The following is a 20087-nucleotide window of genomic DNA, read 5'->3' as shown; positions in this document are numbered from 1 at the left end:
CGCAGTACTGACGCAAGCCCCCTCGGGCATCCACGTCAGTACTGCGGTTGATGTAGCTGATCAGATTGTTGTAACCGCTCAGTGAGAGAAGCGGTTCGCTGCCGAAGTCATCGCGCGCAGCGAGGACTCCGTCGACGACTCCGCAATACCCATCGCCCAGCTCCGACGGCCGTCGCACTCGGTGAAGATGAACGTCGCAGTGCGGTGGCCGATCTGGTGCTGATGGAAAGACAGGATCTCGAGCGAGATTCCCGCGTCGTGCAGCATCGACGTCATGGCCGAGATCGCGCCGGTCGAGGTGGCGGACGCTTTCTGGATACGCTCCCCCAGACCGAGAGTCGCTTCGAAGGCCCAACGACCCGGCGCAATCTTCTCGGAGGACCACGCACCCAGACGGATCGGGCCGCTCATAGCCGCATACGTGGACTCGAACTCGGTCCACGACATCGCTGAGCATTCGGCACGCAAGCCGGCGGGCAGAGATTTGCCGTGACGCGCCGCGAAGGGATCAGCAGCAGAAGAAGAATCAGAAGCGAAAGCGAAGTTGTAAGTCATGATCGTGGTCTTCCTGGAATGAAGTGGAGGACCAACTAGTAGCAAGACGACCCGCAGCGAGGGGTCGGTCCGATTCAGACCCCGCTACGGCGGCTTACTACGAGAATTCGCTTCATGAGAGACGAGGGTAGGCGGCCCGGTTCGAGAATGCAACCCAGACCGACTCCGCACAGGTCAGACCTGAGCCGCTTTGTGCTCGGCGATGAGGGCGCGATACCACTCGAACGAGGTCTTCGGAGTGCGCTTCTGGGTGTCGAAATCGACGTGCACCAGGCCGAATCGCTCTTTGTATCCCGCAGCCCATTCGAAGTTGTCGAGAAGTGACCACACAAAATAACCGCGGACGTCGACACCGTCGTCCATTGCCGATCGGAGGGCGCGAAGGTGCGCATCGTGGTAGTCGATTCGTGCTTCGTCGTCGACGACGCCTGCGGCATCCGGGGCGTCGTGGAATGAACATCCGCTTTCGGTGATGTAGATCGGCGGCAGTGCGTCACCGAAGCGGGCGTGGAACGTCCGCAAGATCTCGCCCAGCCCCTCGGGAACGATCGGCCAACCGAAATCGGTTGTGGGATAACCGGTAATCGCGACAGGGGCAAAGGGCAGGCCCGGAGGCAGGTCGACTTCGAGCACACCTTCGGTCCCCTGGCCTTCCACCGGAGCAGCAATCATCGTCGGCTCGTAGTAGTTGATCCCGTACCAGTCGAGCGGCGCCCCGATGATTTTCAAGTCCTCGTCGACAGGACCGCTGAGCAGCTGAGCGAATTCGTCGGCCGGGTACTTCCCGACCAGAACCGGGTCGGCGAACATCCAATTGACGACGTGGTCGTAGATGTCGGCAGCCATCACGTCTTCCGGCGAATCCGAAGCGGCACGCACCGGAGCATGGTTCGAGGCGATTCCGATGTTCGTGCATCCGGTTGCCCGAAGCGCTTCGACAGCGAGGCCATGCCCGAGCAGCTGGTGATGTGCGGCTTGGAAAGCCTCGAACCCCAAGGCCAGTCCGGGGGCGTGAACTCCGAGGGCATGCCCGTAAAGCGTGTGCACAACTGGTTCGTTGAGCGGCATCCACATTCCGACCCGATCCGACAGCCGCTCGCCGACGACCTGCGCATACTCCCCCAGCCGATACGAGGTGTCGCGGTTCATCCAGCCGCCCTGCTCCTGCAAGGCAAGGGGCAGATCCCAGTGAAAGAGCGTGACAGCGGCAGTAATTCCCGCCGAACACAGTCGGTCGATCAGGCGGTCGTAGAAGTCGAGCCCCTTCGCATTCACTGCCCCCGATCCGGTGGGCAGAATGCGCGACCACGACAGAGACAGCCGATAAGCGTCGAGCCCGAGCTGATTCATCAGCTCGATGTCCGACTCCCAGCGGTGATAATGATCGGCAGCGACCGTCCCGGTGTCGCCCCCGACGACAACACCGGGACGGTCACAGAACTCGTCCCAGATCGACGGTCCGCGACCGTCTTCGGCCACAGCTCCTTCGATTTGATAGGCCGCAGTGGCGGTTCCCCAGACGAAGGAAGTCGGAAATTCTGGTGTCGGCTGCCGAGTCATGTCGGTCAGTTAATCAAAGAACCGTGCAAAACACGCAGCTTTGTTGGACACTCGACCAGTATCAAGATCCAGTACCGTTCGGCCTAACCGAACGAACGAGACAAAGGCCCTGCTTGATGACGGATAACACCCGCACCCTGACGAGGGCTCGGATCGCGACTTCGGTGGCCTTCGGACTTCAAGGATTTCTGCTCGCCGCCATTCTGACGCAGCTGCCGCAGTACAAGGACTTGTTCGAGCTGAGCGAGACACTGGTTGTGGTTGCGGTTGTCACCGTGTCCGTCATCGCCGGGCTCGGCAGCGTGCTCGCCGAGATGCTGGCCGTGAGAACGTCGAGCAAGATGACCCTGCGAACTGGGCTCGCCGTCATCGCAGTCTTCGGCGGGGCAACCGGAATTGCGCCCAACGCAGCGATGTTCTTCGTCTTCCTGGCGATCTACGGCATCGGACTCGGCATGGTCGACGCGGCCGCCAACATGCAGGCAGTCTCGATCCAACACGCCAAGGGCCGCTTCATCCTCTCCTCGTTCCATGCTTCCTGGAGCGTCGGAGCGATTGTCGGCGCCCTGTTCATCTCTGCTACCGCAGGCCTCGACATTTCGATCCGCGTCACGCAGGTGATCGCGGGAGTTGTTGTCGGACTGATGCTTCTGGCCTTCGGCCCGCAACTGCTCGATCGGTCCGAGTCTCCGGTTGCCGAGGCAAACATCACGAGCACCGCGAAATTCGCGGTACCCACCCGCGCCTTCGTCCTCCTCGGCGTCGCGATGGCATTGTTCTACGCGGTCGACTTCAGCGTCGGAAACTGGTCGACTCTGTACGTCAAGGACGAACTGCTCGCCGACGCCGGGACCGCTGCCCTTTCCGTGGCGGCGTATCAGATCGCGGCACTTGTCGCACGACTGACCGGGGACTACTGGGTCGGGAAATTCGGTGAGACCACCGTCGTGCGGATCGGCTCTCTCATCGGCGTAGTCGGTATGACAGTTGCCGTCCTCGCGCAATCTCCCGCCGTTGCCATCGCCGGGTTCCTCATCGTCGGGCTCGGGGTACCGGTGATCGCTCCGATCTGCTTCAGCGCTGCCGGCAGGATGGCTCCCCCGGATCAGGTCGATGCGGTGATCGCACGCATCAACCTCTTCAACTACGTCGGCACAGTCGTCGGCGGCGGCATCGTCGGCGCGGTCGCCGCCTTCAGTGACCTTCGAATCGGGTTCCTGATTCCGCTGGCGTTCTGCGCGATCTTGATAGTTCTTGCTCCCGCGTTCGCACCGAAACGAGCCACAACTCCGGTCGCCGAGAACGCCGCTTGAGCATTGCGCCCGAGGAAAGTGGTGTACTTGATCGACCGAATTGTGTGCGCGAGAGGCAGAAACTGACGTGACGATCACCGTTGACCGGGCCGGGATCTGGGATTCCGAAGCAATCGCCGACGTGGCAGCGGTGACATTTCCACTGGCGTGTCCGCCCGACGCGTCGGACGACGACATCAGTGCCTTCATCGACAACGTTCTCTCCGTCGACAAGTTCTCCGAGTACCTGACCGATCCGACGCGAACCGTTCTCAAGGTCATTCGCGACGGTTCGATCGTCGGCTACGCGATGCTTGTCGACGACGAGCCCTCCGACCCGGACGTCAAAGCTGCTGTGACACTTCGCCCGACAACGGAACTGAGCAAGTTGTACGTGCTTCCGGGTAACCACGGAACCGGCGCGGCAGCATCCTTGATGGACGCGGTTGTCGACCACGCACGACGCAGCGGAAGTGCCGGGATCTGGCTGGGCGTCAATCAGGAGAACCTGCGCGCCCAGAAGTTCTACGCAAAGCACGGTTTCACCCAGGTCGGCACGAAGACTTTCCTCGTGGGCGCACAACTCCACCACGATTTCGTGATGGAGCGCCCCGTCAGCTGACAGGCGTGCAGACTAGCCGGCCGCGACCTCGAAACGAGAAAGTGCGAGCAGGCGCGAGGTCGCGCGCAAGTACTTCTTCTTGTACCCACCGGCGAGCATCTCGGGAGTGAAGATCTCGTCGAGGCGTGCGCCGGAAACGGTGACCGGGATGCTCGCGTCGTACAGGCGGTCGGCGAGAACCACGATGCGCAGTGCAACGGACTGATCCGTTGCCGGGTGGACACCGTCGATGAACACGGCCTTCACACCCTCGACCAGCTTGTTGTACCGCGACGGGTGCAGGGTGCTGAGGTGCTTGCACAGCTCGTCGAAGTTGTCGAGCGTGGCGCCGTCGATGGCGTCGGCCCGAGAGACCAACTCCTCCGAGGAGATGGGCTCGGGTGCGGGCGGGAGATCGCGGTGACGGTAGTCGGGGCCGTCGACGCGAATCGTCTCGAAGATCGAGCCGAGCTTCTTGATCTCGCGCAGGAAGTCCTGGGCGGCGAAGCGACCCTCCCCGAGCTGGCCGGGAAGCGTGTTCGACGTCGCGACGATGGACACGCCGCGCGCGGAAAGCTCCGAAAGGAGGCGGGATACGAGCATGGTGTCGCCCGGATCGTCGAGCTCGAACTCGTCGATGCAGAGAACGCTGTGGTCGGCGAGCGCTTCGACCGCCTTGTTGAAGCCGAGAGCGCCGACGACGTGCGTCAGCTCGACGAAGGTTCCGAAAGCCTTAGGCGACGGAACGCTGTGGAAGATCGACGCCAGCAAGTGAGTCTTACCGACACCGAACCCGCCGTCGAGGTACAGGCCGGCGCCGGTCGCCTGGGTCTTCTTGCCGAACAGTCCGCGGCGTCCACCACTACGGATCTTGGTGACGCGCTTGGAGAATTCCTCGGCCTTGGCGACAGCAGCTGCCTGGCTCGGTTCCTTCGGATCAGGAATGTAGGACGCAAAACTCACCTCGTCGAACATTGCGGGAGGCACCATTTGAGCTACCAGTTGATCGGCGGGTACCACCGGGCTGCGATCGACAAGACGTTCATGCATCCGTCAAGGGTATCTACGTGATGTGATCTCTCATGTGCACCGTATGGATATTGCGACCTACTTCACACCAGGCCACGACGACGAACTCCGCGGCTTGTACGCCTATCCGGAGAACCTCTCGCAACCCTGGATGCGCGTGAACTTCGTTTCCAGCATCGACGGGTGCGTCGCCGTCGACGGAGTGAGCGGTGGACTGGGCACACCGGCAGACAAGTCGGTATTCGGGATCTTGCGCGAACTTTGTGACGTCGTCCTCGTCGGCGCAGGCACAGCGCGAGCCGAGAACTACGGGGGTGTGCAGGTCTCGGACGAAGCCCGGGCGCGTCGCACTGCCGACGGCCTCGCTCCGGTCCCACCGATCCTCGTCGTCTCGGCGCACGCGTCGATCGACCCCGAAAGCCGACTCCTTCGCGATACCGAAGTTCCACCGATCCTTGTTGTCGGTCGCGACGCGGACTCCGCAGCAATTTCGGCGCTGAGATCTGCCGGAGCGCAGGTGGAGGTGACGGACTCACCGAACGTCACCAGCGGCGACATCGACAGGGCCTTGTCGGCTCGCAAGCTCCGTCACGTGCTGTGCGAGGGCGGACCGTCACTTTTCGGGCAGTTGATCGAGGACAATGCCGTCGACGAACTCTGCATCACCACGTCACCTCAACTGGTGGGGAGCAAAGTCGGCCGAATCTCCCTCTCCCCCAACGCAATGCCCACAGCCATGCGTCCCGCGCACATTCTCGGCGATACGGACGGCACGATCCTCACTCGATGGGTTCGTCAGCAGCCACGTCGGTGAACCTGGCACTCTGGTCGGCATGCGCAGAGTTGCTTTGATGGCCGTCGTCCTCGCGACGTGTTGTGCGTGCGGCGCCGGTCCGTCGCTTCGGCCCGCCGTCGCGGTCGAAGGCCGCACCGACGGCAGCCCTGCCCAGAGCGAGGGACCGTCGCCCGATGCGCCGCCGGTTGACCCTGGCGTCCCGACCGATGACATACCGTGGCGAGACTGCACCGGCACGTCACTCGCCGACCAGGCTCTCGCGGCGTCGAGCGCCGGCGTCATTCTCGAATGCGCGGAATTCAATGCCCCCATCGACGTGACCGGCGCCATCGACGGCAACTTCACTGCCGGCTTGACCCGCGCTCGGACCTCGTCGACGCCTGCCGACGCGTATCCGATCGTGTTCACATCGGGCACCGATCGTTCGTCGGGAAACTCTCTGGCCGTGCTCGCCGCTTCCGGCTTGAACACGGTTCTCGCCGAACATCCGGTGGTTGCCCTCGATCGCCGCGGAATCGACAGGTCCACCGCAATCGACTGCATGACGCCGGAGATTCGGCGCGGACTTCACGATCTGGGCCAATTCGACTCGGACACCACCGGTGACGCCGCCGATGCGGTCGCGGCCCTCGGTCACGACGCCACCATTGCCTGCACGGACTACCTCGACCCTCAAGAACTGAAGTTCGGCGCCGACTCCGCAGCCGAGGACATCGACGCTCTACGTACACGGTGGGGCGTCGAGACCATCGCTCTGTGGTCGGCAGGGTCCGGCTCGGACATCGCGCTGAGCTATGCGGCGGCCCACCCGAACAACCTCGCGAGGTTGATCCTCGATTCTCCCGCTCCGGTGGCCACCGACGCTGCCACCGAGGCAGAGAGTCGCGTGCAGGGCGAGGAAGCCGCGTTGACCGCGTTCGCTCAGCGATGTGTGGCGCTGGGGTGCTCGCTCGGACCTGATCCGAAGAAATCGGTCACGGACTTGATGGAGCGCGCTCGAGCCGATGAATTCCAGCCGCTGTCCGCCGCTGCGGTGTCGAACGCGATTTCGGCCAGCCTGTGGACTGCCGGAACCAACCGTGAGCAGGAGACCCGCTCACTGTCCGACGCTCTGTCCGCGCTCGGTACCGGCAACGCTTCGCCGATTCGAGAGCGCGCCGCCCGGGCGGAGAACGAGGTGGACGGCGACGGCCAGTTCATCGGACGGTGCACCGACGGCATGCAATGGCCGGGCATCGGGCGTGCGCGCGAGCTTGCGGACACCTGGGGCACCAACTATCCGGTGTTCGGGCGAGAAGCCGCGCTCGGGTTGCTGGCGTGCGCCAGCTGGCCGTCGACCGCCAACTCCCCCCTGCCGAATCAGTTGAAGCCCCCAGTCCTCGTGCTGAGCGGTCAAGGTGACCCGGCCGTCGGGAACTCCGGACTCTCGACCGTCACCGGCGTCGTGACCAATGCAGGATCGCGCTTCGCAACTCTGGACTGGCAAGGTGCGGGTCACCCCGCGGCACAATCCACCTGCGCTCAACAGGCGATGCGCCTCTACCTCAGCGACGCCTCCCTGCCCAGTAACGGAAGCGTGTGCCCAGCCTGACTCGGGCGCTCGTCCACCACGACCGAAAAGGGGTGCATCCCCCGATCACACCCTGCTCCGGTGTACCGTGCCGAAGTGTTCCTTCGACAGCTCGAGCCGCGTACCGGGCGGACAACCCAACAAGTCGTCAACTTCGTTTTGTGGCCGATCGCCGTGATGACAGTGCTCAATCGTGTCATCGTCACAGCAGTCAACGGCGCCATCACCGATGACTTCCGACCGGTCTACAACGCCGCGCTGGCGTTCTGGAACGGGCGCGACGTCTACACCGCAGATTTCAACTCCGTAGACCCCCATTACCTGTACCCACCATCGGGTTCCTTGTTGATGGCCCCCCTGGCGATCCTCGATCCCGAGCGCTCACGGTGGCTGTTCATCGGTGTCAATGCCGTCGCCATTCTCGTGGCTCTCTACCTGCTGTTGCGCTTGTTCGACCTGACGATCAGTTCCATCGCGGCGCCAATTCTGGTGCTCGGCGCGTTCATGTCGGAGACGGTCACCAACACGTTGGTGTTCACCAACATCAACGGCCTCGTCCTGCTCGGCGAAGTTGCCTTCCTCCTGTTGCTGATGCGCAAGAAGGATCTGTGGGCCGGCGCCGCGATCGGTCTCACCATCGCAGTGAAACCCACTCTCGCGCCGCTGCTCCTGCTGCCACTCGTTCGCGGTCAGTGGAAGGTGTTCGTCACCGCCCTGGGCATCCCGTTCATTCTCACGGTCGTGGCATGGCCGCTGGCGTCGGATCCGATGGACTTCGTCCGCCGCACCGTGCCGTACCTGCTCGAATCTCGTGACTACTTCAACAGTTCGATTGTCGGAAACGGCGCTTACTTCGGTCTGCCCGAATGGTTGATCCTGCTCTTGCGCGTCGTGTTGGCCGCCATGGTCGTCGTCTCGCTGTGGCTTCTGTACCGCTACTACCGCAACGACGAACTTTTCTTCCTCACCACCGCGACCGGTGTGATCATGACCGCGTCGTTCCTGCTGCCCTCGCTCGGCCAGATGTACTACTCGATGATGCTGCTCCCGCTCCTGATGTCCGTGGTGCTCAAGAACTCGGTCATGCGGAACTGGCCGGCCTGGCTCGCCGTCTACGGCTTCATGACGTTCGACAGCTGGTGGTCGAACCGCTGGCCGACCTTCGGCCGGGCGGCCGAATACACCAAGAGCACCCTCGGCTGGAGCCTTCTGCTGATCGTGATCTTCTGTGTCCTCGGATACCGGTATCTGGTCGCGCGTCGAGAGGGCCGTTTGGATCGGGGAATCGATCCCGCGTACCTCCTCGATCCCCCACTCGATGCCGTCTCACCTGCCCACGAAGCCGAAACGGCGACAAAGCATTAGCGTGGAGGCATGAGTTCTTCACACGATGGCATCGACAGCACACCTGAGGTCACGTACACCGAGAGCGAGTGGCGCGAAAAACTGACGCCGGAGGAGTTCGCCGTCCTGCGCCAAGCCGGCACCGAACGCCCCTTCGTCGGCGAGTACACCGACACCACCACGGAAGGTGTCTACTCCTGCCGGGCGTGCGGAGCCGAGCTGTTCCGCAGCACCGAGAAGTTCGAATCGCACTGCGGGTGGCCGTCCTTCTTCGATCCGGCGGATTCGGATGCCGTGATCCTGAAAGAAGACAGCTCACTCGGAATGCGCCGGGTCGAGGTCATCTGCAAGAAGTGCCATAGCCACCTCGGTCACGTCTTCGAGGGCGAGGGATACCCGACGCCGACCGATCAGCGGTACTGCATCAACTCGATCTCGCTGGTTCTCAAGCCCGCTCAGTAGCCAGGTCGTGGGCTACCCCGTGTCACTGGTAGCCCACGATCCGAGACTTTCAATTCAGAAGTCCCAGTTCAGGGCAGTCGGGCTCAGACCAGCCGCAATCAGGTCCTCGTTGCGAGCGACAAGTCCGTCTTTGACGGAACCGATCCCGCCACCGATCGCGCCGGAAGTGATGTCCGTCAACGAGGCGTCGCCGCCCGTGACTTCCTTCGTCACGATCGCAGCGGACGCTCCCGACACCGCGTCGTCGAAGGCGCCCCGCGCGATCTCCTGCACTCTCGAACCGGTCGGGAGCCGGTTCGGGTCAGGGCCGACACGATCCGGCGTAGTCTTCAACCCTCCGTTCGCAAGTCCCTTGATGAAACCGTCGCGCCCCTCGGTCACGACCTTGCCACCGTCGATCGACTGGCGATGATCCATCGTCATCTGCCCGAGTTGAATGGCGAGGCCGGAGAAGACGGCAGCGGCAGCTTCCACTGCCGCAGCCTCGATCACTCGTATCAACAATTGCTGCAACAACATTCGGACCGTGAGTGTTGTTGCGACCTCAGCCGCCACGACCCCGGCGGTACTGACGCCCAGTGTCGGGACAGCAGCCGCCACCATGGCGGCAATCTCGAGCGCCAGTGCGCCCAGCGCCGCGAGGATCGACAGTTTGGTGTACTCGATGTCCGTGCCGGTATCGGTGCATGACTGACCCAGTTCGGCCGCGGCAGAGGACAACCGCTCGAAGACCTCCGCAACTCCCCCGGCCTCGGACCAATACCGAGACAACGAGTCGCCGGCTCGACCGTCGATCGATGCCAGTACTGCCTGCAATCCGTAACCACCGGCAGCGGCCGAAGCCTCGATCCGATCAGCCGCGCCTGACCAGGCATCACCCAACCTCCACAGCGCCGTTTCGTCTCCTTGCGGCCAGTCACTGCCCACCGCGACCGACGCAACCGCCTGTAACCAGCCTGGAATCTCGAGTCCCATCAGAGCCCACCCGCCATGTCGTCGGCAAGCGAGGTGTCGATCGATTCGAAACGATCGGTGATCTCGATCAGCGTGGCGGTCAATTCGCGCAGCGCGCCCGCGACCAGCGTCATCCCACCGACTGCTGACTCAGCACCGGGAACATATGCGCCTGAGAATGCGGATCCGAACTGGTCAGTGCCCCAGCAACCCTCTTCGGCGGCGACCACCGCGTCGAGAGCGCTCCGCGCCTCGTCGAGATCGCCAGCGACCACCGCGAAGGCTGGTGCAGCACTTTTCATCGCGGCCACATTCACGCCCAGTTCAGACATTGCCGGAGCTCCTCAGAACGGTGCGGTCCCAGTTCTCGTCGCAGGAAGCCGGTGTGGAGCTCGGACGAGGTTCGAGAATCTCGCGCAATCCGAGCACGCCCGGAACCAGGTCCGGCAAGTCGATTCCGGCCGCCTCCGTGAGCGGCTTCGTCATCTCGGCAACCTGTCGGCGTATGTCTTCTGCCGCAGACGCGGCCGTAGCCAGGATCAGATTCCCCAACGCTGCCGGCGAATGCTTGGCGTAAGAACTCCCCGAGAGATCGACTCCCACCACCGCCCCCGAGGCGTCGACGACGATTTCCACGCTGCCGTCACTCGAACGCGCGCTCGCCGTCGCTCGAGCGATCCTCTCCTGCAAGTCCGCCAGCGATCGAGTCCGCTCCAACAGAACGTGCTGCATCGAACCGATCTGAGCCCGAAGTACTTCGACTTGCCCCCGCATCGAACCAACATCCGCTGCACTCACGATGGCCCCCACCTTCGATAGATCGTGACACCTGATTCAGGCGCTCACGAGGTTCGACGCGAGAGGTGGCCGATCGGTTCCGTCAGCGTGAACGAAGCACGGGCGGATCGAACGCCTTGACCGGCGGCAGGGCCCCGTCGAATTTCTCGATCTGCACCAGAACGTGCTGGCCGGTGCACCCGTGCGAGAGTGACGACGTACCGATGTCCGGTGTCAGAACGTTGGGATTGCCGTGCACGCACAGAGAGTCGGGATCGGCAGGATCGAGCGGGTCGTACCAGGCACCGGTGGAAAGTTGGACGACGTCGCTCCGCAAGTCCGAGTCGACGATCACACCAGCAAGGCACGCTCCGCGATCGTTGAACACCCGCACCACGTCTCCTGCCGAGACGCCGCGCGCGGCCGCTGCATCGGGGTGCATACGAATCGGCTCGCGTCCCTGAATCTTCGACGCCTGGCTCGCAGCGCCGTGATCGAGTTGGCTGTGCAGACGCGTCTTGGGCTGATTGGCGATCAAGTGAAGCGGGAATTGCGAGGCTCGCGGTCCACCCAGCCACTCGTCGGGCTCGTACCAGCGCGGATGGCCGGCGCAGTCGTCGTAGCCGAAGGACTCGATGGTCTCGGAGAAGATCTCGATCTTCCCACTCGGAGTCGAGAGCGGATATTTCTCGGGATTCTCACGGAAGTCACCGAAGAGCACGAGGTTGTCTTCGGTTCGCATCCGGTAGTGCCCTTCTGCCCAGAAGTCCTCGAACGTCGGTGTGTTGCCGCCGTCTGCATCGACGAACGGCCGCCATTGACCGTAGAGATGCTCGATCCACTCCTGTGAGGATCGCCCCTCTGTGAACTGTTCCCCGAATCCGAGCGCAGAAGCCAGAGCGGCAAACGTGTCGTAGTCGTCACGCGAGTTCTCGAAAGGTGGAACGACCTGCTGCATCGCGACCAGAAGCGGGTCGTTTCGAGTGCAGCTCAGGTCATTTCGTTCGAGCGAGGTGGTCGACGGGACCACGATGTCGGCGTTGCGGGCCATCGGCGTCCAGTACGGATCGTGAACGACGATCGTGTCCGGACGCGCAAATGCCCGTCGCAGCCTCGGGAGATCCTGATGGTGGTGAAACGGATTGCCACCGGCCCAATAGACCAACCGGATGTCAGGATAGGTCAGGCGTCGGCCGTCGTAGTCGAACTCCTCCCCGGGCGAAAGCAGCAGGTCGGAAATCGCGGCTACCGGAATGAAATCCGACACCGGATTCACACCTTGCGAGAAGGTCGGCAAGGGATACGGCACCGGAGCCAGACCCGGCTCGTTCATCGAACCGTAGCCGTGCCCGAAACCTCCACCCGGAAGCCCGAATTGGCCGAGCATCGCTGCGAGTGTCACGCCCATCCACGGTGCCTGTTCACCGTGTTTGATGCGTTGCAACGACCACGTGACGGTCACCAGCGTCCGGCCAGACGCCATTCTCCGAGCCAGGTCGGTGATGAACTCCGCCGACACACCGGAGATCTTCTGCGCCCAGCGCGGATCCTTCGGTACACCGTCGGAACGTCCGAGCAGGTAATCCTCGAAGCGTTCGTAACCGACGCAGAAACGGCCCAGGAAATCGCGATCGTGCAGGTCCTCCGACGCCAGGACAAACGCCAGGGCAAGCATGATTGCAACGTCGGTTCCCGGAACGGGTGCGATCCACTCGCAGTCACCCTCGACGTCGTCACGCAACGGACTGAAGGAGACGATCTTTCCGCCGCGGGCACGAAACGCGTCGAGCGCCCCGCGCGTCGGATGATCACTCGTACCACCGGCATTGACTCCGGTGTTCTTGATCGGCACTCCCCCGAACGAGACGAGGAGTTCGGAGTGCTTCGCGATGACGTCCCACGACGTGGAGCGCGCGAACAACTTCCAGTGCGTTCCGACCACACGCGGCATGATGACACCGGTGGCACCGAGCGAGTAGCTGTGAACTGACTTGGTGTATCCACCCAGCTGATTCAGAAATCGGTGAACTTGGCTCTGCGCGTGATGGAATCGGCCGGCGCTGGCCCAGCCGTACGAGCCGCCGAAGATCGCGTTGTTTCCGTGCGCGTCGACCACGCGACGCAGTTCACGCGAGAGGAGTTCGGTCAGTTCGTCCCAGGAGACCGAGACGAATTCGTCGGCTCCACGTCGGTCGCTGGGACCCGGCCCGTTCTCGAGCCAACCCCGACGCACCGCCGGGCCCGAAACACGAGCCCGACTGCGCACCGAACCGGCGAGGTTCCCGAGCATCGGCGAAGGATTCGCATCACCCTCGTACGGATGCACGGCGGTCACCTCGCCGGCGACCGATTCGGCGGTGAACATTCCCCAATGGGACATGTGTTGACGACGCCGGTTCGGTGCAGTTGTCACAGGAACTACTTTCGAAGCAGATCAGGGAAGGGAAAGAACCAGCTTCTCGATGTCCACGCGCGGGCCGGTGAAGAACGGCACCTCTTCGCGAACGTGCAAGCGAGCTTCGGTGGCACGTAGATCGCGCATCAGATCGACGATACGAATGAGCTCGGGTGCTTCGAACGCGAGAATCCACTCGTAGTCCCCCAGGGCGAAGGCCGGGACCGTGTTGGCGCGAACGTCCTTGTACGAACGAGCAGCCATACCGTGATCGGCGAGCATCTTGCGACGCTCCTCGTCGGGGAGCAGGTACCACTCGTACGAGCGGACGAACGGGTAGACGCAGATGTAGTCGCCCGGATCCTCACCCGCGATGAACGAGGGCACGTGGCTCTTGTTGAACTCCGCGGGGCGGTGCACCGCCGAGTTGCTCCAGATGGGAGCACTGGCCTGTCCGAGGACCGTGGTGCGACGAAAATCCGCGTACGCGGCCTGCAGTTCCTCGATGGTGGCCGCGTGGGTCCAGATCATGAAGTCCGCGTCGGCGCGCAGGCCGGCGACGTCGTAGATCCCGCGAACCACGACGCCCTTGTCTTCGAGACCCTCGAAGAACAAGCGGGCGTCCTTGACCGCAGCTTCCCGATCATCGCCCAGCACACCGGGTTCCACCTGGAACACGGAGAACATGAGGTAACGGATTTCAGAGTTCAGTTTGTCGAAATCAAGGCGTGCCATGGGTCTATCGTGCCACTCGCTCGAATATCCGTGTAGCCGCCGTCGTGCCGACTGCGACACACGCCGGAACCCCGACGCCGTGCAGCCACGACCCGGCCAGGGCGAGGCCGTCGAACTGCGTCATCCCGGACTCGATTTCAGCCACGATTTTCGTGTGACCTGGGGCGTATTGGGGAAGACCTCCGTGCCACCGCTGTACGAAGGTCGCGCCTGGCTCCTCGGTGATTCCGGTCACGGTCTCGAGATCGGCGCGCGCGAAGTCGATCAACTCACCATCCGGCCGGTCGACGATCTCCGATGCACCGAATCGACCGAACGACACCCGAACGAGGTGCTCACCGCGATCAGCGAGGTGTGTCCACTTTCGGCTCGACAGCGTGAACGCCTTGGCGGTCAGGTCGGCGTCGGTGGCTACCAGGATCCCTGAATTCTGCGGAAGTTCGACCTGCCCGGACAACCGGAGCGCCACCACCGCGGACGACGCCAGTTCGATCCGAGCGACGGTACTCGCAACATCCGCATCGACTCCGGCCAACAGCGCCGCTGCGCGCGGCGCCGGGACGGCCAGAATCACCGCGTCGACGCTTCCGAGCGGATCGACGTTCCAACCAGCCCCGTCGCTGCGCAACCCAGAAGCCTCGCCGCGGACGAAGGTCGCGTCGGCGGCCTGCTGCAGCGCATCGAGCAGGATGCCGTACCCGTCTCTGAGCGCTCCGAACACCGGCCCCGGTGCAGGCGTCGGCAATGCGGCTGCGACTGCATCCGTGAGGCTCCGAGAGCCCGCATCGAGGGCCGCAGCGAGTGTCGGCAAAGCTGCACGCACGCCGATGGTCTCCGCCAGCCCCGAGTACACCCCGCCCAGAAGCGGATCCACCGATCGGCTGACCACCTGATCACCGAATCGCTGCGAAACCAGTTCGGCAACACTGCAATCGGAACCGCGGGTCCACTCCAGCGGGACGCCGGCCTCGGCGGCGATGCGCGCCAGGGTCTGCTCGTCGACAAGATCTCGAACCGACTCCGCCGAAGCCGGGATTCCCATCAGGGTTCCGGTGGGCAACCGGTTCAGTGAGCCCTGAGACCAGATCAACGGGCTCAGCCCCGCAGGGTAGACGATCTGATCGGTCAGTCCCAGCTCGGCGAGAAGCGCAGGAACTTCCGGCCGACGGGCGATGAAAGCCTCGGCACCGATGTCGATCGGGCCACCGCCCAGATCAATCGTTCGCAGCTTCCCGCCCAGTCGCGGTGAGTCGTCGACGATCGTGATGTCGGCTTCGGAGCCCAGACTGCGCCGAAGCCGGTACGCGGCAACCAGACCGGAGATTCCTCCTCCGATCACCGCGACCGACGGCCGAGTCGTTGTCACAGCGAGTGCACCAGCTCCACCGCCGAGGTGATCGCCGTGGGATCGGTGTCGGGAAGAACTCCGTGGCCGAGGTTGAAGATGTGGCCGATGGCACCGGCCTCGATCGCGCGGTCCCCTTCGGCGGCGATCCGGCGCACCTCACGATCGATCACCTCGGGGCCCGCGAACAGTACGGCGGGATCGAGATTGCCCTGCAGCGCCTTACCCGGACCGACACGACCAGCCGCGACGTCGAGCGGAATCCGCCAGTCGACACCCACGACGTCGGCGCCTGCCTCCCCCATCGCGCCGAGAAGTTCACCGGTGCCGACACCGAAGTGGATACGCGGGACGCCGGCAGCGGCAACCTCGGCGAACACTCGCTCGGAATGCGGCAGGACAAATTCCCGATAATCGGCCAGCGAGAGCGCGCCGGCCCACGAGTCGAACAGCTGGACCGCGTCGACGCCCGCCTTGAGCTGCGCCTGCAGGAAGCAGATCGTGGTGTCGGCCAAACTTCCGAGCAACGCGTGCCAGGTCTTCGGATCGGAGTGCATGAGCGCTTTGGTCTTCTCGTGGTTCCGGCTCGGACCACCTTCGACCAGATACGACGCCAGAGTGAACGGCGCTCCGGCAAAGCCGATCAGCGGCGTGGAGCCCAACTCGGTGGTGAGAAGCCGAACGGCCTGTGCGATTGCGCCTACCTCTTCGGGGACCAGTCGCGGGAGTGCTGCAACGTCGGCGATGGAGCGAATCGGATTGGCGACCACCGGTCCGACGCCGGCAACGATGTCGAGATCAATTCCCGCGGCTTTGAGTGGAACGACGATGTCCGAGAACAGGATTGCCGCGTCCACGTCGTGACGGCGCACCGGCTGCATCGTGATCTCACAGACCAGCGCCGGATCGAAACAAGATTCCAACATGCCGATCCCGGCGCGGATCTCGCGGTACTCCGGCAACGAACGCCCGGCCTGACGCATGAACCACACCGGCCGTCGACTCGGAGTGCGTCCGGTCGCCGCGGCAAGCAACGGTGCGTCGGGCAAGACTCGCCGAGCGCTGTACTCCGCCGACCCGGTAATGCCTGAATTCATGTTGTCCAACCCGCTCATCAGTCCTCGCGCTCTCCGCCAACGTGTGTCTTCGATCGACTCAATGCTGCCACGTCCCACACTCGGGATCGGACACCCGAGCGGTTCGTGAGCGGCCACACACCCGAGCCACACTCGGTCGGCGCGCCTCCACCTCCCCGCCCGCATCCCCGACTAACGTCCTGACCTGTGACGACATCCGGATCGACAGCCGACCCGGCCGAGTTCCGTGCCGCCGTGGAGGCGATGACCGCTGCGCGGGTTCGGCCCGAGATAGAGGTCGGTCCCATCCGCCCGCCGCAGCGTCTCGCTCCGTACAGCCACGCGGTGGGGGCTGAGGTTCTCCACCCGGACTCCGACGTCGTGGCCGAGCAGTCCGAAGGTGACGCTTTCGGCCGCCTGATCCTGTTGTTCGATCCGGACGGCGACGAGGCGTGGAACGGCACCATGCGGTTGGTGGCGTACATCCAGGCCGATCTCGACGAAGCCGTCGCCGCGGATCCACTACTTCCCGAAGTAGCCTGGAGTTGGCTGGTGGACGCTTTGGAGGCCGGACCGGAACCTTTTGTGGCCCTGGGCGGTACGGTCACAGCCACAACTTCCGTGCGGTACGGCGACATCGCCGGGCCTCCGCGAGCCCATCAACTGGAGTTGCGAGCGTCCTGGACTGCAACTTCGTCCGAATTGGCTCACCACGTCGAGGCTTTCTGCGAGGTTCTCGCGTACGCGGCGGGGCTTCCGCCTGCCGGGATAACCACGCTGTCGCGGCAGAACGACTGACTCTGCTATTCGTTTGAGCATTCCCCCGGAAAAATACTAGAACCTGTTCTAGAATGAGTCATGCAACGTCTCAGCGGACTCGACGCGACCTTCCTCTACTTGGAAACCCCGACCCAGCTATTGCACGTTTGTGGACTTGTCCTGCTCGACCCCACGACCATCCCGGGCGGCTACGACTACCGGAAGCTGCTTCGCGAGTTGGACTCGCGGATGGCCACCATGCCGACCTTCCGGCGCAAACTCAAAGATTCCCGTCTCAATCTCGACTACCCCGTGTGGGTCGACGATCACGATTTCGACATCGAGCGGCACTGCCACCGGACCGCGGTACCTGCTCCCGGCACACACGCGGAACTGGCAGAGCTCGCCGGACACATCGCGAGCCAACCGCTGGATCGTTCCCGACCGCTGTGGGAGATGTGGGTGATCGAGGGACTTGCCGACGGACAGATCGCCATCATGTCGAAGATCCATCACAGCGCTGCCGACGGTGTCACCGGCGCGAACATCCTGGCTCAGCTGTGCAGTCTCGAACCGGATTCACCGGCGCTCGTGGATCCCACAGCACAGGGTGCGGGCGACGCGGGAACGCTGGACATCGCCATCGGCGGACTCATGGCCGTCATCGCCCGACCCGCAAGAATTGCCCGTCTGGTCCCCGGCGGAATCGCCATGCTCCCGAAGTGGGTGACGCGTGCGCGAAAGGGTGAAGCGATGCCTGCTCCGTTCACCGCGCCGCGGACCTCGTTCAACGGCGCGATCACCGGTCACCGCAACGTCGCGTTCAGCCAACTCGATCTCGCGAAGGTCAAAGCCGTCAAGGACCGTCACGGCGTCAAGGTCAACGACGTGGTTCTCGCGCTCTGCGCCGGGGCACTGCGTAAGTATCTGGAGGACCGGGACGAGCTGCCGGAGGACTCCCTCGTCGCCATGGTGCCGGTGTCGGTCCACGGCAAATCCGATCGTCCGGGCACGAACCAGATCTCGGGCATGTTCACGCAACTCGGCACCCAGATCGCCGATCCGGTCGAACGCCTGCACGCGATCAGCGATTACAACGCCACCTCGAAGAACCACAACGAGGCTCTGGGCGCGAACATGCTCCAGGACTGGTCGCAGTTCGCTTCGCCGGCGGTGTTCGGCGCCGCCATGCGCGTGTACTCGTCGCTCAAACTCGCCGAGCGTCACCCCGTCGTGTCCAACCTGGTCGTGTCGAATGTGCCTGGACCGCCGGTCCCGCTCTACTTCCTCGGTGCCCAGATCAAGGGAATGTTCCCGCTCGGCCCGATCTTTCACGGAGCAGGTCTCAACGTGACGGTGATGTCTCTCGACGGAAAACTCGACGTCGGCATCGTCAGTTGCTCCGATCTGGCACCCGAATTGGACCAGCTCGCGCAAGGTTTCGGAGCCGCACTCGACGAACTGTTCGACGCTGAGGTGACAACCCCGGCCCCGACTGCGACGTAGAGTCAGTGACCATGTCCGAAGTCACCGATGATGCAACCGAGCCCACCTCCGACGTAGTTCCGCTGCTCGTTCCGCGTGACGGAGTTCCGGACGTCATCACCACTGCCGCCGGTGTCGCCGACGCCGCGGCCGCGCTGGCCTCCGGCCACGGCCCGCTCGCCGTGGACGCCGAGCGCGCATCCGGATTCCGCTATTCGGCACGGGCGTACCTGATCCAGCTTCGCCGCGAAGGAGCAGGATCGTTCCTTCTCGACCCGATTCCGACAGCGCAAGACCTGCAGCCGTTGGCCGAGGTGATCAACCCGTTGCAATGGGTGCTGCACTCTGCCGATCAGGATCTCCCCGGCCTCGCCGAACTGGGCCTGACGCCGGCCGAGCTGTTCGACACCGAACTGGCCGGACGACTGGCCGGGTTCGAGCGAGTCGGACTCGCCGCGATCGTGGAACGAACCCTGCGAGTGGAACTTCGCAAGGGTCACGGGGCTGCGGACTGGTCGACACGTCCGCTGCCGGACGCCTGGTTGAACTACGCCGCCCTCGACGTCGAAGTGCTTCTCGAACTGCGCGACGCAATGGAAGCCGAACTCGAATCCCAAGGCAAACTCGATTGGGCGAAGGAAGAGTTCGAGTACATCCGTCTGGCCGGCCCGCCCAAGCCCAAACCGGACCGCTGGCGTCGTACGTCGCACATCACCTCACTCAAGACCACCCGTCAGTTGGCGGCGGTACGGGCGCTGTGGCAGGCGCGCGAGGATCTCGCACGCAAGCGCGACGTGTCTCCGAGTCGGGTTCTTCCTGACTCCGCGATCATCGATGCCGCTCTCAAAGATCCTCGGTCGCTGGATGCGCTCCGCTCGCTTCCCGTCTTCGGCGGACCACGTCAACGCCGGTATTCGCGTATTTGGATGGACGCACTGGAAGCCGCGCGCAGGCTCCCCGACAGCGAGCTTCCGCCGAAAACCCCGCCCATCGTCGGGCCGCCCGCTGCCGGTCGCTGGGCCCGCCAGGATCCAGCGGCGGCTGATCGGTTGACCGCGGCGCGCGCAGCACTGTCGGACCTGAGCAAAGAGGTTTCGGTGCCCGTGGAGAATCTGCTCCAACCCGACCTGGTCAGGCGCCTGTGCTGGGACTGGAAACTGGAACCCGACTCGGACATCGCCGAAGTCGAGAGTGCGATCGAGACCAAGCTCACTTCCGGTGGCGCACGTGGCTGGCAACGCACTTTGACCGTTCCCGTCCTCGCCGAGGCACTGAACTCCGTGGTCCCGGCCGAGCCCGAAGTGGAAGAGCCGGAATCCTGACCTGACCCCGGTGTGAGGTTGGAGCAATTC

General features: G+C 63.8%; 19 protein-coding genes. 9 read left to right on the top strand and 10 right to left on the bottom strand.

The features are described from left to right. Positions 1-78 precede the first annotated feature (78 nt). Together G9U53_RS04405 and G9U53_RS04400 are read right to left on the bottom strand one after the other, a co-directional pair. Positions 79-555 carry an alpha-isopropylmalate synthase regulatory domain-containing protein gene (locus G9U53_RS04405; protein ID WP_042919911.1) on the bottom strand — a complete coding sequence of 159 codons (477 nt, stop codon included), beginning with the start codon at positions 553-555 and terminating at the stop codon, positions 79-81. A 174-nt stretch (positions 556-729) separates the two neighbouring features. Continuing rightward, positions 730-2115 (bottom strand): GH1 family beta-glucosidase, encoded by a 1386-nt coding sequence (locus G9U53_RS04400; protein ID WP_003942640.1) that lies wholly within the window; start codon positions 2113-2115, stop codon positions 730-732. Between the two features lie 116 nt (positions 2116-2231). Here G9U53_RS04400 and G9U53_RS04395 point away from each other — a divergent pair, with 116 nt between their 5' ends. After that, positions 2232-3428 (top strand): MFS transporter, encoded by a 1197-nt coding sequence (locus tag G9U53_RS04395; protein ID WP_165638350.1) that lies wholly within the window; start codon positions 2232-2234, stop codon positions 3426-3428. Positions 3429-3495: 67 nt separating this feature from the next. Beyond that, on the top strand, positions 3496-4029 hold the full coding sequence (locus G9U53_RS04390) for a GNAT family N-acetyltransferase (protein ID WP_007732909.1): 534 nt from the start codon (positions 3496-3498) through the stop codon (positions 4027-4029). A gap of 12 nt (positions 4030-4041) precedes the next feature. Here G9U53_RS04390 and zapE read toward each other — a convergent pair whose 3' ends face one another. Next, positions 4042-5058 (bottom strand): cell division protein ZapE, encoded by a 1017-nt coding sequence (gene zapE, locus G9U53_RS04385; RefSeq protein WP_003942629.1) that lies wholly within the window; start codon positions 5056-5058, stop codon positions 4042-4044. A 43-nt stretch (positions 5059-5101) separates the two neighbouring features. Between zapE and G9U53_RS04380 the strand changes: the two genes are divergently transcribed. Genes G9U53_RS04380 through msrB form a run of 4 tightly spaced genes read left to right on the top strand, consistent with a single transcriptional unit; the run spans position 5102 to position 9209 of the window. Continuing rightward, the gene (locus tag G9U53_RS04380; RefSeq protein ID WP_165638349.1) at positions 5102-5851 is read left to right on the top strand and encodes a pyrimidine reductase family protein; all 750 of its coding nucleotides are present in this window, start codon (positions 5102-5104) and stop codon (positions 5849-5851) included. 19 nt (positions 5852-5870) lie between these two features. After that, a complete protein-coding gene (locus tag G9U53_RS04375) occupies positions 5871-7424 on the top strand; it encodes an alpha/beta hydrolase (RefSeq protein WP_063316496.1) in 1554 nt (517 codons plus the stop codon). Positions 7425-7484: 60 nt separating this feature from the next. Beyond that, positions 7485-8768: a glycosyltransferase family 87 protein gene (locus G9U53_RS04370; RefSeq protein ID WP_054828358.1), complete on the top strand. Its 1284-nt coding sequence runs from the start codon at positions 7485-7487 to the stop codon at positions 8766-8768. A 9-nt stretch (positions 8769-8777) separates the two neighbouring features. Continuing rightward, positions 8778-9209, top strand: a complete 432-nt coding sequence (gene msrB / locus G9U53_RS04365; RefSeq protein ID WP_003942631.1) for a peptide-methionine (R)-S-oxide reductase MsrB — start codon at positions 8778-8780, stop codon at positions 9207-9209. Positions 9210-9263: 54 nt separating this feature from the next. Here the strand turns inward: msrB and G9U53_RS04360 are convergent, their stop codons facing one another. From G9U53_RS04360 to hemE, 7 genes are all read right to left on the bottom strand, one after another. Beyond that, entirely contained in the window at positions 9264-10184 is a 921-nt protein-coding gene (locus tag G9U53_RS04360) for a hypothetical protein (RefSeq protein WP_165638348.1), read from the bottom strand. Next, positions 10184-10495, bottom strand: a complete 312-nt coding sequence (locus G9U53_RS04355) for a hypothetical protein (protein ID WP_165638347.1) — start codon at positions 10493-10495, stop codon at positions 10184-10186. Before G9U53_RS04355 ends, G9U53_RS04360 begins: the two co-directional genes overlap by 1 nt. Beyond that, positions 10488-10961 carry a YbaB/EbfC family nucleoid-associated protein gene (locus G9U53_RS04350; RefSeq protein ID WP_244993305.1) on the bottom strand — a complete coding sequence of 158 codons (474 nt, stop codon included), beginning with the start codon at positions 10959-10961 and terminating at the stop codon, positions 10488-10490. Before G9U53_RS04350 ends, G9U53_RS04355 begins: the two co-directional genes overlap by 8 nt. An 82-nt stretch (positions 10962-11043) precedes the next feature. Continuing rightward, a complete protein-coding gene (locus G9U53_RS04345) occupies positions 11044-13320 on the bottom strand; it encodes a molybdopterin guanine dinucleotide-containing S/N-oxide reductase (RefSeq protein WP_042449932.1) in 2277 nt (758 codons plus the stop codon). 54 nt (positions 13321-13374) lie between these two features. Continuing rightward, entirely contained in the window at positions 13375-14070 is a 696-nt protein-coding gene (gene hemQ / locus G9U53_RS04340; RefSeq protein WP_003942644.1) for a hydrogen peroxide-dependent heme synthase, read from the bottom strand. 4 nt (positions 14071-14074) lie between these two features. Beyond that, positions 14075-15436 carry a protoporphyrinogen oxidase gene (locus tag G9U53_RS04335; protein WP_165638346.1) on the bottom strand — a complete coding sequence of 454 codons (1362 nt, stop codon included), beginning with the start codon at positions 15434-15436 and terminating at the stop codon, positions 14075-14077. After that, complete coding sequence (gene hemE, locus G9U53_RS04330; protein ID WP_172403457.1) at positions 15433-16500, bottom strand: uroporphyrinogen decarboxylase; 1068 nt, start codon at positions 16498-16500, stop codon at positions 15433-15435. The genes G9U53_RS04335 and hemE overlap by 4 nt, the downstream gene beginning before the upstream one ends. A 198-nt stretch (positions 16501-16698) precedes the next feature. Here hemE and G9U53_RS04325 point away from each other — a divergent pair, with 198 nt between their 5' ends. The 3 genes from G9U53_RS04325 to G9U53_RS04315 are packed head-to-tail and all read left to right on the top strand — an operon-like array spanning position 16699 to position 20057. Then, complete coding sequence (locus G9U53_RS04325) at positions 16699-17289, top strand: DUF3000 domain-containing protein (protein ID WP_003942604.1); 591 nt, start codon at positions 16699-16701, stop codon at positions 17287-17289. A 60-nt stretch (positions 17290-17349) separates the two neighbouring features. After that, positions 17350-18756, top strand: a complete 1407-nt coding sequence (locus tag G9U53_RS04320) for a wax ester/triacylglycerol synthase family O-acyltransferase (protein ID WP_058038720.1) — start codon at positions 17350-17352, stop codon at positions 18754-18756. Between the two features lie 11 nt (positions 18757-18767). Further along, entirely contained in the window at positions 18768-20057 is a 1290-nt protein-coding gene (locus G9U53_RS04315; RefSeq protein ID WP_064688814.1) for a ribonuclease D, read from the top strand. Positions 20058-20087 lie beyond the last annotated feature (30 nt).

Source organism: Rhodococcus sp. D-46, from assembly GCF_011290655.1.
Lineage (GTDB): Bacteria > Actinomycetota > Actinomycetes > Mycobacteriales > Mycobacteriaceae > Rhodococcus_F > Rhodococcus_F qingshengii.
The sequence above is the reverse complement of the archived record's forward strand: the minus strand, read 5'-3'. Positions and strand labels throughout refer to the sequence as shown.